Below are 16,122 nucleotides of genomic sequence, written 5' to 3' on the forward strand. Positions count from 1 at the left end.
CTATCGACTAGGTAGACGGGAAACCATCGATCAGGCAGGTGTCCTCCTCAGCCGTCTGCTCGTGAATCTGGGCCATTTGCCGAGAGAGCCGGCGCACAGGCGGAGTTGCTCGATGGAGGCGCCGGTTATACTGACTTCTGGGGAGGGGGATGCAGCTCTCCGTTTGGACATAGGCACGGGCCGTCGCGAAGTTGTCTCCGAAAAGCCGGGTGGCCTGAGCGTGGTCGTGATCGCCTCCGAATCGGTCATCGACCGCTGAGGCGGCTCGCTGTGCCCCTCGGCCCGAGGCAAATCGTCAGTGAGACAGTTCCGCAAGGCACAACTTGAATCGTTACAGCTTAAAACTTTTCGGAAGCGCTTCCACACTCGGTGTCTTCCATCCTTGAGGGTAGAATCGATCCCGTAGGGTCTTCTCTCGTTGCTCTCCATGAATCAATTTTCCGACCCCATGCAGGTCCCCGAACGTGTCACCGCGCACCTCCACGACCTTCAACTGCGTCCCGAGACGGTCCACTATAACCTGAAGCGGCCCCGTCTTTACGAGGAGGCACTCGACCGGGACGAAGGGATCCTCGCGGCGGGCGGGCCGCTCGTGACCCGCACGGCCCCGCACACGGGCCGGAGCCCGAAGGACCGCTTCATCGTGCGCGACGCGGCGGTCGCGGACACTATCAACTGGGGTGACGCCAACCAGCCCACAGACCGGGAGACGTTCAACCACCTCCACGACCGCATGGCCGACCACGCCAGAGGCCGGACGCTTTTCGTGCAGGATCTGTACGCCGGATGGGACGCGGACTACCGCCTCCCGGTCCGCATCATCACCGAAAAGGCGTGGCACAGCCTGTTCGCCCGCAACATGTTCGTGCGGCCCGACGGACCGGTACCCGACACGTACGACCCTGGCTTCACGGTGGTGGACCTCTGCGAGTTTGAGGCCGATGCAGAGCGGGACGGGACCCATTCCGAGGCCGCGATTTTTGTCGACCTCGGGCAGAATCTGATTCTGATCGGTGGCACGCACTACGGCGGGGAGATCAAAAAGTCGATTTTTTCGGTGCTCAACTACCTGCTGCCGGAGCACGACGTGCTGCCCATGCACTGCTCGGCCAACGAAGGGGACGACGGGAGCACCGCCGTATTCTTCGGCCTCAGCGGGACCGGAAAGACCACCCTCTCGGCCGACGCCAGTCGCACGCTCATTGGGGACGATGAGCACGGCTGGAGCGACCACGGGGTTTACAATTTCGAGGGCGGATGCTACGCAAAGATGATCGACATCACACCCGAGAGCGAGCCCGAGATTCACGGCACGACGGAACAGTTCGGGACCATTCTGGAGAACGTCCTCGTCGACCCCGAGACCCGTGAACCAGACTTTTCGGACGACTCGATCACTCAGAACACGCGTGGTTCCTATCCGCTCCACTACATCCCAAACGCCGCCGCAGACGGTCAGGGCGGCCACCCGGACCACGTTCTCTTTCTGACCTACGATGCATTCGGGGTTTTACCGCCGGTGTCCGAGCTCTCTCCCCCCCAGGCCATGTATCACTTCCTCAGCGGCTACACGGCGAAGGTGGCCGGCACGGAGGCGGGCGTGAGCAAGCCGAAAGCTACGTTCAGCACCTGCTTCGGGGAGCCGTTTATGGTTCGCGCCCCCTCGGTGTACGCCGACCTGCTGGGTCAGAAAATCCGCGCGCACGATACGGACTGCTGGCTCGTGAATACAGGCATGACGGGCGGCCCCTACGGCGAGGGCCATCGGATCGACCTCGACCACACCCGAGCTATGGTCGACGCAATCCTGGACGGCACCCTGAGTGACACTCCCCGCACCGAGGACCCAGTGTTTGGGCTCTCCGTTCCCAATGCCGTTCCAGGGGTTCCTCCCTCCCTCCTAATGCCGCGACGAACCTGGGAGGACCCGAAGGCCTTCGACCGTCACGCCCGGAAGTTGACCGATGCCTTCGCCGAAAACTTTGAGACGTACGCGGCGCAGGTGAGCGAGGCGGTGCGGGCCGCCGGTCCGTCGCTAGAAACCGTTCGCGGGTGACGGAAAACGCGGCGGGAGCTTTTGCCACAGACGGAAGTATGTAGATCACCCCTCGACGGGAAACGGCCAATCCGGACGGCTCCGTCCCAAGCAGTAGCGCGTACCTCCTGACGATCCCGAGCTATCTCGTGAGTGGATGCCCTGTTCATTCCAGCGACGACGCCGCATCGGATCAGCCTGGCGGTGCTTCAACCGGCGTCCGATGGGACTTCATCTTCTTGGCGCTGGCGGTGGGGATGCTGGCGCTCGTTCTTGTAGTGGCCTCGCAGCTTCCATGATGTAGAGTCGGGCGTTCCTCGAGAAGTTCTTCGGACTCCTGGTAGGCGAGGCATCTCGGCCACGACCTGGCTCGCGTCCACGCGAGAGCGGTCCAGACTTCCTCCTGATCTGCACCGTGATCCCGGAGACCCGTCTCGAATCCCTACCGGCCTTTGGACGTCTCGCAGGGACGATGTTCTCGGATCGCCAAAAACATGCCCTGGCCCAACTGCTTCCTCGACTCGGTGCACTGGCACTCGGACGAGTCGGAGCACGTTCGTGGTCGGGCCACAGGCCACCAGGAGCCCGGCGAGTGCACGACCGAGGACTCGACGCACCTCGTGCATGGCTGCGCTTTCGGTCTATTGGGACGAACGCCCCCCGACGGAGCGCTGTCTGCATCCACGAGGCATGGTCTTCGGTATGGACCCCCTCTCCACGGCAGATGGGGATCGAGACTCCGGGATGTGCAGAGCATTCTGCCCCGTCGGCCTTTCTCGCACGAGCGTTAACTGGAGACGATCCGCCGACGGTCCACGCCGTTGGGTCCGCCGCGGCCGCCAGCTGCCTGCCTGGCAGCCCTCCCCTCGCGTTCTCCTGAGGATCGCTTGGAGGACCCGGCTGGTAGGAGCGCGGTGATCGAGAGGCTCAGGCATCACGCGGAAACAGGCCGGACAGACGACAGGGGGATCAGAACTCAGGCCCACGCCAAACGAAAATCCCGCCTTCTTTTCGAAAGCGGGACCGCATAGCGTCCAGAACGTGGGTGGAGCGGGTGATGGGATTCGAACCCACGACCTTCTGCATGGCAAGCAGATGCTCTAGCCCCTGAGCTACACCCGCATTGGAATGTCACTTTTTGCGACGGAGGTGCTGGGCGCGCGTTCCGTCAAAAGCCGATCTTTTTGGATCCTTCCTTCGATTCTTCATCCTCCTCGTCCCCGCCGAAGCCCTCTCGCTCAAGGGTGTACGTCATCGTGAGGGGCCGGGCGTCCTGGCTCGTCCAGAAGGCCCGGGCGGCCTCGTTGGCGAACAGCACACTGAGCCGGAGGCGACGGGCTCCAAGCCGGTCGGTCCACGTTCGTAGTGCGTTGAGCAGCTGAGTGCCCAGTCCCTGGCGCCGGTGCGACGGCTGAACGTACAGTTCGTCCAGGTACACCTCCGAGCTCTCCTCGTAGATCGGGGGTGGGCCCCACCGGCGAGCCGAGATGAAGCCGACGATCTCGCCGCCGACCTCCGCCACGTACATCCGACGGGTTTCGTCGTCGAGCCACAGCGGAAAGTCGTTTTCCCACCGCTCGCGGGCGTTCTCGGCCATCGCAAAGCGATCGTCCAGCGTCCCCTGCTCCTCCAGGAGCCGGGTCCACAGGTCCCCTACCGCCTCTTGGTCAGCCATCTGAGCGCGTCGTACGTCGGGGTGGTCCATGAGCGGATGTATGAAAGACGATTGCGTGTTCGAAGGAAGATGGAACTACGGCTGGCTCACTGCTTCGCTCTTCCGCTCCGGCCGGAAGTAGCCCTCGGTAGCCAGAAGCTCAGCGTTCAGCACAGCCCCACCGGCAGCTCCCCGCACAGTATTGTGGGAGAGGAGGACAAACTTCACGTCGTTTACGGGGCAGTCCTGAACACGGCCGACGGAGACGGTCATGCCGTCCCCGGCATCGACGTGGCGCCGCGGCTGGGGAGCATCGGGCGCGTCGAGAACCTGGACGAACGTGTCGGGCCGACTCGGGAGAGCCTCGGTGGACGCAGGCGCCTCGAAGCGCTGCAGCGCGCGCTCCACGGCCGGGGCGCCGACCTCCTCGCGAAACCGAACCGACACGCAGGCCAAGTGCCCCGTCCGAACGGGCACTCGCGTGCACTGCGCACTGAGGGTGAGATCCGCAGGCTCGACGCGGCGCCCCTCCAGGGAACCGAGAATCTTGCGCGGCTCCGTGGCCAGCTTGTCCTCCTCCCCGCCGATGTGCGGGATGACGTTCCCGACCGCGTCGAGAGACGGGACCCCCGGATATCCGGCCCCAGAGAGGGCCTGCAGCATCGTGACCTGCACTGCTTCCACGTCGTACGTCTCCATGAGCGGATGGAGCCCGCAGATGAGCCCGGTGGTCGAGCAGTTGGGATTGGTAACAATGAAGCCTCCCCCGCCCCATTCCTGCGTCTCGATGAGGGCCGCGTGTTCGGGGTTGACCTCCGGAATGAGGAGCGGCACGCGGTCGTGCAGTCGGTAGTTCTTGGCGTTCGACACGACCGGCACGCCCGCGTCCGCGAAGGACCGCTCGATGTCGCCCGCGACCGACGAGCTGAGGGCCGAAAAGACGAAGTCGCAGTCCATTACAGCCGGGTCGGTCCGCTGGACCTCCAGGGTCGCGACGTCCGACGGGATAGGGGCCCCACTCAACCAATTCACTGCCTCTCGGTAGGGGCGTCCGGCCGACTGTTCGGACGCGGCCACGGCAGTCACCGTGAACCAGGGATGCTCTTCGAGCAGCCGGACAAAGGTCTGGCCAACAGCCCCCGTAGCTCCGAGGATGCCGACCCGGCAGTCTCGTGGATCCATGGCCTCATCGTCTGTCTTGTTCAGGGAGTGCACGGCCACTCGCGGCCCTGCTTGACGTAGCCCCCTCAACAGGGGGGTTGCGCCGGCGTCGTTTCAGTGGAGCAACGAGCAGCAAACTACGACGAGCGAACGCGCTGTTTTCCGGTGCGTTTCGGGGGCTAGATGCTTTGCTCCCATTCGTACCGAACTTTTCTCTGCAGGCCTTTGTGTCTCTTCCACCGTTTTGTAGCTTGTAGATCCGGGCAGTCCGGGGTCGCCCGACTCGTTTCTGTTCCCCCAGCCGCAACAGCCTATGCCTGATTCTTCCGACGCCGACCTGATTGACGGTCGTGTGCTTGCCCAGGCGGTTCGCGACGAGGTTCAGTCCGCGATTGAGGAATGGACCCAATCGGGCCGCCGTGCGCCGTTTCTCTCAGCCGTTCTGGTGGGCGACAATCCCGCCTCGGAGGCGTACGTGCGGGGCAAAGAGAAGGACGCCGCGGAGGTGGGCATCGAAACCGAGACGCATCACCTCGACGCTGCCACCTTGCAGGGCGACCTCCTGGATCTCGTGAACGAACTCAACGCCGATCCGTCCGTGGACGGCATTCTCGTGCAGCTCCCCCTCCCCGACCACATCGATGAGCAGACGATCATTGACGCCGTCGATCCGTCGAAAGACGTGGACGGCTTCCACCCTGAGAACCTGGGCCGTCTGATGCGGGGCAGTCCCCGATACATTCCCGCTACCCCCTACGGCATCATGCAGATGCTGTCCCGATGCGACATCGATCCGGAGGGGATGGACGCGGTCATCGTGGGCCGCTCCAACATCGTGGGCAAGCCCCTCGCCAACCTTCTCCTGCGCCGCACGGCCAACGCCACTGTGACCGTCTGCCACAGCCGTACCCAGGACCTGGCCGCCCACACCCGCAGGGCAGACCTTCTTGTCGCTGCCGCCGGGCAGGCTGCCTTCATCGACGGCGGGATGGTGAAGGAGGGCGCCGTCGTAATCGACGTGGGGATCAATCGGGTGGAGGACTCCTCCACCGAGCGCGGCTATCGCCTGGTCGGGGACGTCGATTTCGACGACGTTCGGCCCAGGGCCGCCCGGATCACCCCGGTGCCGGGCGGCGTCGGACTCATGACGCGGGCCATGCTTCTAAAGAACACGCTGAAAGCGGCCCAACTGCGCGCTGCACCGGAGTAGCCTTGTCCCTTCGTTCAACCTGCCTCTGCCAGCGTCATGATGCGTCCCCAATCCGCTGTGCAGCCGTTTCGCACCGCCCAGGACAGCACGGCTGCCGGGTCGAGCTCCGTTGACAATGCCGTCAACCAATTCAATAACGCCTTCAGTGAGGGCCTCCGGTTGTTCTTTGAGGGAGACTGGGACGGGCTCTATGACCACCTCGCGGACGGAGCCCTCTACCTCTTTGGCCTTTTCACAGAGCGCGGGCTGCAGGCCCTGGCCGCATTCCTGCTGCTGTACGTCATCTACCGGGTGCTCTACCTGACCCTCGAACAGGCCCTGGACCGCAGCGACAATATTGAGCCCGGCCTCCAGAGCCTGCTCCTCAAAACGTTCCGGGTGACCGCGTTCTTCTTCATCGGCACGGTCGTCCTCGAACAGTTCGGGGTGAACGTGGCGGTCCTGATCGGAGGTCTCGGCATCGCGGGAATTGTCGCCGGTTTTGCGGCGCGGGACTCCCTGGAGAACTTCATCGCGGGCGTTACGGTCCTTGTCGACAAACCCTTCCGCGTCGGCGACTACATCCAGATTGACGACCAGTACGGCCAGGTGGACGAGATCACGCTCCGCTCTACCCGCCTCCGCACGGTGCGGAACCGGATCATGGTGCTGCCCAACACGGAGATGATCACGCAGCGTGTGATGAACCACACGAAGCGGAACGTGCTGCGGATCGACATTCCGTTCGGGATTGCCTACAAGGAACGGCCGGCGGAGGCGCGGGAGGTTCTCCTTCCCATCGTCGAGGACGACGACCGGATCCTTTCGGAGCCGTCGCCGACGGCGGTTGTCACAGAGATGGACGATTCGAGCGTGAACATGTCGCTCCGGTTCTACATCCGTGACCCGAGTCAGGAGGTGCCCATACGCTGGGAATACACCGAGAAGGTACGCGAGACGCTCCGCGACGCCGACATCGAGATTCCCTTCCCCCACCGCCAACTCTTCCTTGACGGGGCCAAAGCCTTTGAGGGCACCGATCTCCTCGCTCCTACGAACGGCGACCATCCAGCAACCAATTAGTTGCGCCTCTCCGCTCTCTCGCGTCAGTCCCCTCGTACCGTCACGACGACGGTTCGCTCGCGCGGCTTCACGTCGCATTCGAGGTGGAAAATCTGCTGCCACGTGCCGAGGATGGGCTCGCCGTCGCCCACTGGCACGGTGATCGACGGACTCAGTGTGGTGGCCTGGAGGTGAGAGTGGCCGTTGCCGTCGTGCCAGCGCTGCTCGTGGGCGTACTCGCGGCCCGGCGGGAAGAGCTCATCGAAGATCTCCGGCAGGTCCTGCTGGAGCCCCGGCTCAAACTCGATGGTTCCCACCGCGCCGGTACTGCCCACGTTGTGGACGTGCACGAGGCCGGCGTCGATGTCCGACGCGCGGACAATGGCCGCGACCCCGTCGGTGAGGTTATGCATGTCCCGGTGTCCGGACGTCGAGAGCTCGATGCGGTCCTGGTGCGTCGCCATGAAAGTAGAGAGCAGTCGGGAGAATAGGGGGCAGTCGACGGCGGATTGCGGAGGAGCGATCGGCACGACCTACTCCCAGCCCGACTCGTCCTCCTCGGCGGATTCGTCCCAGTCCCAGTCCTGGAGCGAGCTGAAGGCGTCGTAGGCCGTCATGTCGTGCTGAATCGGCGTGACCGACACGTAGCCCCGGTCGATGGCCGAGAGGTCTGTCTCCTGCCCGTCGTCGAGATCCACGAAGGTGCCCGCGAGCCAGTAGTAGGGCTGGCCCGCGGGATCGGTACGCTCCTCGAAGGTTTCCTCCCAGCGGGAGCGCGCCTGTCGGGTGAGGGCGGCGCCCTCGATCTCATCGCTTGGCAGGGCCGGCACATTTACGTTCAGCAGGACCCCGCGGGGCAGGCCGCGGTCGAGCGTCCACTCCACAAGGCGGCGGGCCCAGCGCCCAGCCACCTCAAACTGAGGCTCCGACCAGTCGCAGAGTGAGATCGCGATAGAATTCAGGCCAAGGATGGAGGCCTCGGTGGCGGCGCTGACGGTGCCGGAGTACAGGACGTTCACGGCCGTATTTGGGCCCTGGTTGATGCCGCTCACCACGAGGTCGGGCGGGGCGTCGAGCAGTTCGTGACAGGCCAGCTTCACGCTGTCGGCGGGCGTGCCGGTGACGCCCCAAGCGGGAATGGGCCCCGACGGCACCTCAAATTCCTCTCTGTGGGCACGCACCGGATCCCGCACCGTGATCGCGTGCCCCACCGCGCTCTGCTCCGTCGTGGGGGCGACCACACACAACTTTCCCACACCGTCGAGGGCCGAGGCCAACGACTGAATGCCGGGCGCATGAATGCCGTCGTCATTGCACAGCAGAATGCGGGGCCGGTCGTCCGGCGAAGTTGCGCTCATGAAATCACGAGAGGGGCAATTGCGAGAGGTGCGTCAGGACCCTGCGGAACCGGTTGGGACGCCCAGCGGGAGGACAACCGTCAGTAGCTTTCCCCTTCGGAGGGAAACGATCGGCTCCGCACATCCGACACGTACTCGCCAACTGCCTCGGTGATGGTTTCTTCGAGGTGGGCGTAGCGTCGGACGAAGCGGGGATTAAAGTCGGTCGAGAGGCCAAGAGCGTCGTGGGACACGAGAACTTGGCCGTCGGTTTCGTCGCCCGCCCCAATTCCGATCGTCGGGATCGAGAGGGCCGCCGTGACCTCCCCGGCCAGTTCAGCCGGAATCTTTTCGAGCACGAGAGCAAAGCAGCCTGCCGCCTCCAGCCGCTTCGCGTCGGCCCGCAGCTGTTTGGCCTCTTCCTCATCCTGAGCCCGCACCTGATAGGTCCCAAAGTTGTAGATGCTTTGTGGGGTGAGTCCCAGGTGGCCCATCACAGGAATGCCCGCGTCCACGATCCGCTCGACGGTGTCGGCCACTTCCGTCCCGCCCTCCATTTTTACGGCGTGGGCCCGTGCCTCCTTCATCACCCGGATTGCAGACTGAAGGGCCTCCCTTGAGTCGCCCTGGTAAGACCCGAACGGAAGATCCACCACGACCAAAGACCGGTCGATGGCGCGCACTACGCATTGAGCATGATAGACCATGTGGTCGAGCGTGATGGGGAGGGTGGTCTCGTTCCCCGCCATCACGTTCGATGCCGAGTCGCCCACAAGCAGCACGTCCACGCCCGCCTGGTCGAAGAGGTACGCGGACGTGTAATCGTAGGCGGTGAGGGCGGCGATTGGAACCCCAGCCTCCTTCATCTCCTGGACGGTTTTCGTCGTCACGCGCGAGACGTCCGCGACCTCGGGAGGGGAGTGATCATTACCCATAGGCCCAGCTGACTGGGATGAGCAAGACGGTGGGGAAAGTAGGCCCGAACCGAGGCTCGATGCCGCCTCCTGCGGATTTGACGACGGAGACCGAGTGCTCGGCCCTGCGGGCGAGAGCGGGTGTTCGCCGCCCGGACCGGGTCGCTCCTCGAGAAACGAGCGATGTTTACCGTCCGCCACCGCCCCCACCGGTCGGAGAGGGGGTCGACGGATTCACGCTGGGAGACGGCGTGCCGGGATTCTGATTGAGGGTGATGCCAAGTTCGCTGGCAACATCGCTCGTGATGTTGACGACCTGGTCACTGTTTTGCTTTACGAAGAGCAGCGCCTGCGACCGGACCACCATGTCAATGTTCCTGCGGTTCGCGACCAGATTGATCGCGCTCTGCAGGTTCTTGAGCAAGGGCTGCATCAGCTTGCGCCTGCGCTGGCGGAGCCGCTGTTGGCTTTTGCGTGAGGACTGCCGCAACTCTCGCTGTCGCTGGCGGAGCTTTCGTTCCCGCTGCCTACGAGCAGTGCTATCCAATAGGGACCGCTGCTGTTGGTACTGCTTCAGCCTCTTCTGTAGCTTTTGCCGCTTTCTCCGCATTTGCCTCTGCTGCTGCTTGGCGGCTTTCTGCATCTTCTTTTGCACCTCTTTCATCTCCGGCATGTTGTTAAGGAGGGCCTGCTGGTTGGTGTACCCAATCTTCTGAGCCTGTGCCGGCGCAGTGAGGATCGCAGCAAAAAGAAGGAGAATGGGGAGAATCTTCGAGGCTCGCTGTGACATGGTTGGGAAGCTGATTTTCAAGGAAGGGAGTTCGTCTAGTGAAAGAATATCTCGCCGCCTACGGCTGACTCATAACATGCTTATCTTCGGCTGGCTTCCTTCTGCGGGTTGATTCCAAGTTCTCGGAGCACGGGATCGCTCAGGTTGTGTTCCTTCCGTGCGTACATGAATAGTACTTTCCCGCCCTTGTCGAACACATAGTCGTACCCCCTCGCTTTCGCCACCTTCCTCGTGGCCTTGAGGATGCGCTCCTGAATGGGGCGCATCAACTTTTTCTGACGCGTGTAGAGCCTCCCCTTGGGACCGAAGTATTTTTTGCGGAGTTGCTCAACTTTCTTCTGTGCTTGCTCGATCGCTGCTTTCTTCTTCTTTCGCTCTTCTTCTGTGTACAGGAGTTTCCAGGCGCTGTACTCCTCCTTCAGCTTCTGTACGTTCTGCTTTCTCTTCTGAATCTCCGCCTTCCATTGCTGTTCGAGCTTGTCCAACTTCTGCTGAACAGTAGCGTACTCGGGAAGATTTTTCAAGACATACTGGTTGTCGACGTATCCAATCTTTTGCTGGGCACGACTCTCTCCCAGCAGTCCGACGAGCCCGAGCAGGAGGAACGCCCCCAGTGCTCCGTAGAATAGCGAGGAGAATCTTAGGGGCCAGTTTGCATCGAGGAGCACAGGCATACTTGGACTCTGTGATGAATCTGCACGCAGCCAGCCCTGTCGGAAGAACGCCCCAAAACCTACCGTCCGCCTCCGCCTCCGACGCCCCGACCGAGGGAGAACTGAAACGTCCACCCTGGCTGTCCACTGCCGTCCTGGATCGGGATGTACTCGTCGAAGTTATATCCGTAGTTAAATTCGATCATCCCCACGATGGGAAGGAAGAGCTTCACGCCAATGCCTGCCGATCGATACAGGTTCGAGGGATTGTAGGCGTCCAAACCGCTCCACGCATTCGCGGCGTCGAGGAAGAGAAAGGGACGGGCCTGTAGTTGCTTGGATTCAACGGCCTTCCATCGGAATTCGGACGTGTATTTGTTCAGGACCCGCCCCCCCTGAGGCTGCAGTTCACCGCGCTCCCGGGTGAGAGGTCCGATCACTCCCCGCGGGTATCCGCGCATGTAAACCGGGTCCGTGCCGTAGTTTACACCACTGTAGTCGAATGCTGTGCCTCCAACTTCAAACTTCTCAAACTGAACGGGATCACCGGTGATCGACCCAATGTATCCAAAGTCGCTGCTAATGCCGATCGAGAAGTTCTCCCCGATCGGTACGTTCCAGCTGGCCTTGAATCGCCACTTGTGGTACTGAATGAGATTCCCGATGGGAGGCGCCAATTCGACAGAAAGCGACACTTTCGATCCGCTTCGAGGAAAGGTCGGGTTGTCGACCGAGTTCCGAGTCAAAGACTGCCGAAGAGTGACGGACTGGTTCAGGCCGTAGGGCACCCCGCCAAAGAGGCCAGCGCGCGTCCCGTCCTCTCGATTGCGGCCTCGGTTGTTGTACAGCTGGTACCCGACCCGGGTCCCCACCTGGAATTTGTCATCGGGCCAGTCGAGCCGCTGCCGGACAAAGAAGTTTGCCGACGCGTTCTGGAACTTCCCGTTCTTAAGATTTCTTGAGCCCCCGTAAATGGAGCGTGTGTACTTCGAATAGGAGATTGACCCACCAACGGGGGTGGGGGAGCCCCCAAACCAGGGCTCCGTGAAGGAAAGAGAGTAGTTCTGATAGAAGGTACCATTGGTGCGGACGTTCACGCTGAGCTTCTGCCCGTCGCCCGAGGGCACCGGGCGCCACGCACTCGGGTCGAATAGATTTTGGGCGGAGAAATTGTTGAACTGGAAACCGAGCTGGAGCACGAGACCAAATCGCCCGAAGGTTCCCGAAAGTTGAAGCTGATCGCTCCCGACCTCCTCAACACTGTACGTCAGATCTGCTTCTTTCTCCTCCCGGTCAATGGAGATGTCGGGCCCTCCGGCCAGGGATTGCTTACTGAAATAGTTGAGCTGGCTGAGTCGACGGATAGACTCCTGAACGCTTCTCCGGCTGAACCGCTTCCCAGGCACGGTGTAAAGCTCGCGGCGGATGACGTAATCCTTCGTTTTCGTGTTGCCAGTAATGTCGATGTCACCAAACGTGTAAACATCCCCCTCCCGCACGTCCATCGTGATGTCCAGTGAGTCTTCTCCAACCACCCGTATGGTCGGCTCCACGTTGGCAACCATGTAACCACGATTCTTGTAAAGGCCGAGGACTCCGCTCTTCCGCTGACTCCCACGCAGGTTCTCGTCGAGGGCTTTTCCGTTGTACACGTCCCCCTCCGACAGCCCTAGCGTCTGAGTGAGGACCTTATCCGGGTAGACCGTGTTTCCCTCCCAATCGATGTTTTTCACGTGGTAGCGCTTCCCCTCCTGAACCTGAATGTCGATCCCCATCCCCCCTTGACTCACATAGTAGGTCGAGTCTCGAACGATCTGAGCGTCGTAGTAGCCGTGCTTCCGGTAGAAATCAATGACTCGCTCAAGGTCCTTCTCGTATTTCCCCCGTTTGAACTTCTCTCCTTTCCAGAAGCGCCACCAGCGGTTTTCCTGCGTCTCTTCCATGGCTCCCCGCAGGTCGCCGTCGTCAAACTTCTCGTTCCCCAAAAATCGGATGCGCTCGACCTCAACTTTCTTCTTCCGGTCGACATCGAAGGTTAGCGAGACACGCTCCCTCTCCGATTCTGTACGCTTCACATCGACCGTCGTGCGGAGGTACCCCTCTCCCTCATAAAAATTCTTGATGATCTGTTTGGTGCGCTCCACGTCCGAGCGGCGAACAGAGCGTCCCTTCAGAAGCGGAATCTTCTTCCGCAACTTCTCTCGATCCCCATCCTTGATTCCTTCGAGCGTGTACGAAGCGAGGGAAGGTTCGGAGGTCACGTCAATGACAAGCGTGATCGAATTTCCCTGCTGCTCCTTCCGGTAAATCGCGACATTCGAGAAGAGTCGGAGGTCGTAGATGGAGCGAATGGCCTGTGCCACTGCACTTCCTCCCGGAAGGGTCACTTCCTGTCCTTCGGCAAGGCCACTTGACTGTACGACGAACTGGCGCCGTTCTTCGCTCTCCACGCCTTTCACGCGGATGTCTTCGATTACGTAGGTGCGCTGTGCGTAGGCAGATCCGCCCCTCGATTGCGTCGGTGAAGCGGGAGTCTGTGCGAGGACCATGCCCCCGCCTCCGAGAAGAAGCACAAGCAAGGAGACGTATAGCCGTAGATGCATACTACTGAGGATGTCGTTAGGACGACGTTCGCGCGTGGAGAGCCCGGACTTCGCAGCTGACCCTGTGTAACCGAACTTTATCCAGGCAGTTTCGGGGCTTTTCCTTCGTTCCTTCTCATAACGATCCTTCCGAGGGAATTATTCTGCCCGAATCATCACCCCGGTCTTTCGCTGGTTCCCGCCGGGGTCAAAGGAATGGAGCCCCTGCGTTTATGCTTTGTCGGGGGAGTCCCCAGACGTGTTACTCACACGTCCGAATCGCCGATCGCGGTCCTGGTAGCTGCGGATGGCCCCGTACAACTGCTCTCTCCGGAATTCTGGCCAGAAGTTCTCGGTGATGTACAGCTCCGTGTACGCGCTTTGCCAGAGAAGGAAGTTCGAAAGCCGGTACTCCCCCCCTGTCCGGATTAGCAGATCTGGGTCCGGCATTCCGGCGGTGTCGAGCTGCTTCTCAAAGCAGGACGCATCGATCTCGTCCGGATCCACCTCCCCTTCCGCGGCCATCCTGGCGAGTTGCCGGGCGGCCTCGAGAATCTCCCAGCGTCCGCTGTAGGAGAGCGCGAGGGTGAGGGTCATGCGGTCGTTGTTTGCCGTTTCCTCCTCCGTACGGGCCATCGTTTTCTGGCAGGAAGCGGGGAGCTGGGACACGTTCCCAATGAGGCGGAGGCGGACATCGTTCTCCAGAAGGGTCGAGCGCTCTTCCTTCACCGTTTGGACCAACAGCTCCATCAGGGCATCGATCTCGGAGTCCGGGCGTTCCCAGTTCTCGGTGCTGAAGGTGTAGAGGGTCAAGTAGTCCACCCCGAGCTCGGCGCAGGCCTCCGTGATGTCCCGCACGGACGAGACCCCTTCGTGGTGTCCGACCACACGGGACTTCCCTCGCTGCTTTGCCCACCGGCCGTTCCCGTCCATGATGCACGCGATGTGCGGGGGAAGCTCTCCCCGCTCGAGGACGGCAAGCTGACGGCGCTGATCTTCGGACTCGGGAAGTTTCACTTGAGGCGACGCGTCCGTCGTGGGAAGAACGGTATCCATGGATCTGGAGTGGCTTCAGCGAATGAGCGGCGGCGAGAAGGGAAGAGTCGCACTTCCTGATGAGGAGTCGTCAGAACCAACCTACCCGGAGAGAATCCAAGGGTCAAGGACGCCGAGCCCGCTCGGTTGCCCAGAGCCATCGCCGGCCTGCGTCGAGCGTCCGGCCCTACCGCTCACAGCCGTAGGATGTCATTGAAGATCAGGAAGGCCATGAAGCCCAGGAGGAGGATCATTCCGATCTGCTGAGCCACGAGCCGAACCCGAACAGACGGACGGCGGCGGGTTACCCCTTCGTAGAGCAAAAACAGCAGTTGGCCTCCATCTAGGGCCGGCACCGGTAGGATGTTCATGATGGCAAGCGTGACGGATAAAGCTCCGATGAGCTTCCAGTAGTCGCTCAGCCCGGCGGCGGCAGCGTTACTAGTCACCTTCGCGATCATCACCGGCCCACCCAGGCTCTTGGTGAGGCTGTCCCGCCCCGTGGCAATGCGCTTCAGGGTCACGACGATGGTTCGGGCGTACTGCCAAGTATTGGCCAATCCTGCCTTCAAGGCCTCGGCGGGCCCATATGTCTTCGTTCGAGCGCCAAATTTCTCGTAGAGAATTTGCCGAGTGGTCTCACTGGCGCCAGCGCTCTTCACGCCTAAAAGGTAGCGGTCGAGTTCCGAGTTGTATTCGGCGGCGACCTTAGCTTCGAGCACGTACCCCGCATCGGTTTTCCCAACCACAGTTGCGGGAGAAGTCCCAGCTCCCGAGGACGAAAGGGAATCGGGCCGGAACCAGCGTACCGTAACGGGCTTTCCTCCGATCTCCTGCAAGAGCGTACTCATTTCCATCCAGAAACGGACGGTATCCTGCCCAATGCTACGAACCCGATCCCCGACCTGGAGCCCAATCGAGTCGGCGGGGCTGCCTTCCTTCACCCATCCAATCAGAGGCGGTTTGAATCCGAGTCCAAACCCCCGGCCATTGTTGCTCGCCTCGCTCAGCCGGCTGATGATGTTCGACGGGCCGATCAGCGTCTTCCGCGTTCCATCGCGCATGACTGTCACGGTCAGGGTGTCGCTCGAGATTAGGGCCGAGGGCTCCATCTGATCGAAGCGCTCGAAGGACTCCCCGTTCACTGCCAGAATCTGGTCGCCAGTGCGAAGGCCCACTTGGTGGGCGACAGAGCCGTCGCGCACATACACCTGCTCGACGTTTTCGGCGGGCACGTACGTTTCCGTCTCCGCCCAGCGGACTCCCCCGAAGATAATGACCGCGAGGATCACGTTGAACACGACCCCGGCACTGATTACGATGATGCGCTGCCACACAGGCTTCGCCCGAAATTCCCAGGGCTCGGGCTCATCGTCAACGTGCTCGGTGTCAAGGCTTTCGTCGATCATGCCGCTGATCTTCACGTACCCGCCCAGCGGAAGGGCGCCGAGCGCATACTCCGTTCGTCCGTAGTTACGTCCCAGAATCGTGGGGGGAAAGCCAATGGAGAAGCGCTCCACCCGCATCCCGAAGTATTTGGCCGTCAGGAAGTGTCCCAACTCGTGGACCAACACCAGGATGGTGAACGCCAGCAAGACCCAGAGGGTCGACGTCAAAATGCTAGCCAAAAGCTCCATACTCGGAAAACGGTGAGCAGAAGTCGCGGAGGTGCCCCGAGATCCAAACTCCTAGAGGCAAGACACATCTTCG

Annotated in this window: 13 protein-coding genes and 1 tRNA gene; 3 read left to right on the forward strand and 11 right to left on the reverse strand. The window is 61.7% G+C overall.

Annotated elements, in window-relative coordinates; all coding sequences use genetic code 11:
* Positions 1-448 precede the first annotated feature (448 nt).
* Positions 449-2,056, forward strand: coding sequence for a phosphoenolpyruvate carboxykinase (ATP) (gene pckA / locus ABEL04_RS02185; protein ID WP_375800737.1), 1,608 nt, complete (start codon positions 449-451; stop codon positions 2,054-2,056).
* 1,025 nt (positions 2,057-3,081) lie between these two features.
* On the opposite strand, the gene ABEL04_RS02190 is transcribed toward pckA, so the two are convergent.
* From ABEL04_RS02190 to asd, 3 genes are all read right to left on the reverse strand, one after another.
* Positions 3,082-3,157 (reverse strand) — tRNA-Gly (locus ABEL04_RS02190).
* Between the two features lie 46 nt (positions 3,158-3,203).
* Complete coding sequence (locus ABEL04_RS02195; protein ID WP_375800738.1) at positions 3,204-3,710, reverse strand: GNAT family N-acetyltransferase; 507 nt, start codon at positions 3,708-3,710, stop codon at positions 3,204-3,206.
* A gap of 75 nt (positions 3,711-3,785) precedes the next feature.
* Complete coding sequence (asd, locus tag ABEL04_RS02200) at positions 3,786-4,871, reverse strand: aspartate-semialdehyde dehydrogenase (protein ID WP_375800739.1); 1,086 nt, start codon at positions 4,869-4,871, stop codon at positions 3,786-3,788.
* Between the two features lie 292 nt (positions 4,872-5,163).
* On the opposite strand from asd, the gene folD reads away from it, so the two are divergent.
* Together folD and ABEL04_RS02210 are read left to right on the forward strand one after the other, a co-directional pair.
* Entirely contained in the window at positions 5,164-6,060 is an 897-nt protein-coding gene (folD, locus tag ABEL04_RS02205; protein ID WP_375800740.1) for a bifunctional methylenetetrahydrofolate dehydrogenase/methenyltetrahydrofolate cyclohydrolase FolD, read from the forward strand.
* 36 nt (positions 6,061-6,096) lie between these two features.
* Complete coding sequence (locus ABEL04_RS02210; protein WP_375800741.1) at positions 6,097-7,122, forward strand: mechanosensitive ion channel family protein; 1,026 nt, start codon at positions 6,097-6,099, stop codon at positions 7,120-7,122.
* Between the two features lie 23 nt (positions 7,123-7,145).
* Here the strand turns inward: ABEL04_RS02210 and ABEL04_RS02215 are convergent, their stop codons facing one another.
* The 8 genes from ABEL04_RS02215 to rseP form a co-directional block, all read right to left on the reverse strand.
* Positions 7,146-7,565 (reverse strand): secondary thiamine-phosphate synthase enzyme YjbQ, encoded by a 420-nt coding sequence (locus ABEL04_RS02215; protein WP_375800742.1) that lies wholly within the window; start codon positions 7,563-7,565, stop codon positions 7,146-7,148.
* 69 nt (positions 7,566-7,634) lie between these two features.
* Positions 7,635-8,459 (reverse strand): 5'/3'-nucleotidase SurE, encoded by an 825-nt coding sequence (gene surE / locus ABEL04_RS02220; protein WP_375800743.1) that lies wholly within the window; start codon positions 8,457-8,459, stop codon positions 7,635-7,637.
* Between the two features lie 80 nt (positions 8,460-8,539).
* On the reverse strand, positions 8,540-9,373 hold the full coding sequence (gene panB, locus ABEL04_RS02225; RefSeq protein ID WP_375800744.1) for a 3-methyl-2-oxobutanoate hydroxymethyltransferase: 834 nt from the start codon (positions 9,371-9,373) through the stop codon (positions 8,540-8,542).
* A gap of 166 nt (positions 9,374-9,539) precedes the next feature.
* Positions 9,540-10,142, reverse strand: coding sequence for an OmpH family outer membrane protein (locus ABEL04_RS02230; protein WP_375800745.1), 603 nt, complete (start codon positions 10,140-10,142; stop codon positions 9,540-9,542).
* A gap of 80 nt (positions 10,143-10,222) precedes the next feature.
* Complete coding sequence (locus tag ABEL04_RS02235) at positions 10,223-10,816, reverse strand: OmpH family outer membrane protein (protein WP_375800746.1); 594 nt, start codon at positions 10,814-10,816, stop codon at positions 10,223-10,225.
* A gap of 59 nt (positions 10,817-10,875) precedes the next feature.
* Positions 10,876-13,398 carry an outer membrane protein assembly factor BamA gene (gene bamA / locus ABEL04_RS02240; RefSeq protein ID WP_375800747.1) on the reverse strand — a complete coding sequence of 841 codons (2,523 nt, stop codon included), beginning with the start codon at positions 13,396-13,398 and terminating at the stop codon, positions 10,876-10,878.
* A gap of 210 nt (positions 13,399-13,608) precedes the next feature.
* Positions 13,609-14,433 carry an isoprenyl transferase gene (locus ABEL04_RS02245; RefSeq protein ID WP_375800748.1) on the reverse strand — a complete coding sequence of 275 codons (825 nt, stop codon included), beginning with the start codon at positions 14,431-14,433 and terminating at the stop codon, positions 13,609-13,611.
* Between the two features lie 173 nt (positions 14,434-14,606).
* The gene (gene rseP, locus ABEL04_RS02250; RefSeq protein WP_375800749.1) at positions 14,607-16,049 is read right to left on the reverse strand and encodes an RIP metalloprotease RseP; all 1,443 of its coding nucleotides are present in this window, start codon (positions 16,047-16,049) and stop codon (positions 14,607-14,609) included.
* Between the last annotated feature and the right edge of the window lie 73 nt (positions 16,050-16,122).

The organism is Salinibacter sp. (genome assembly GCF_042218895.1).
GTDB lineage: Bacteria > Bacteroidota > Rhodothermia > Rhodothermales > Salinibacteraceae > Salinibacter.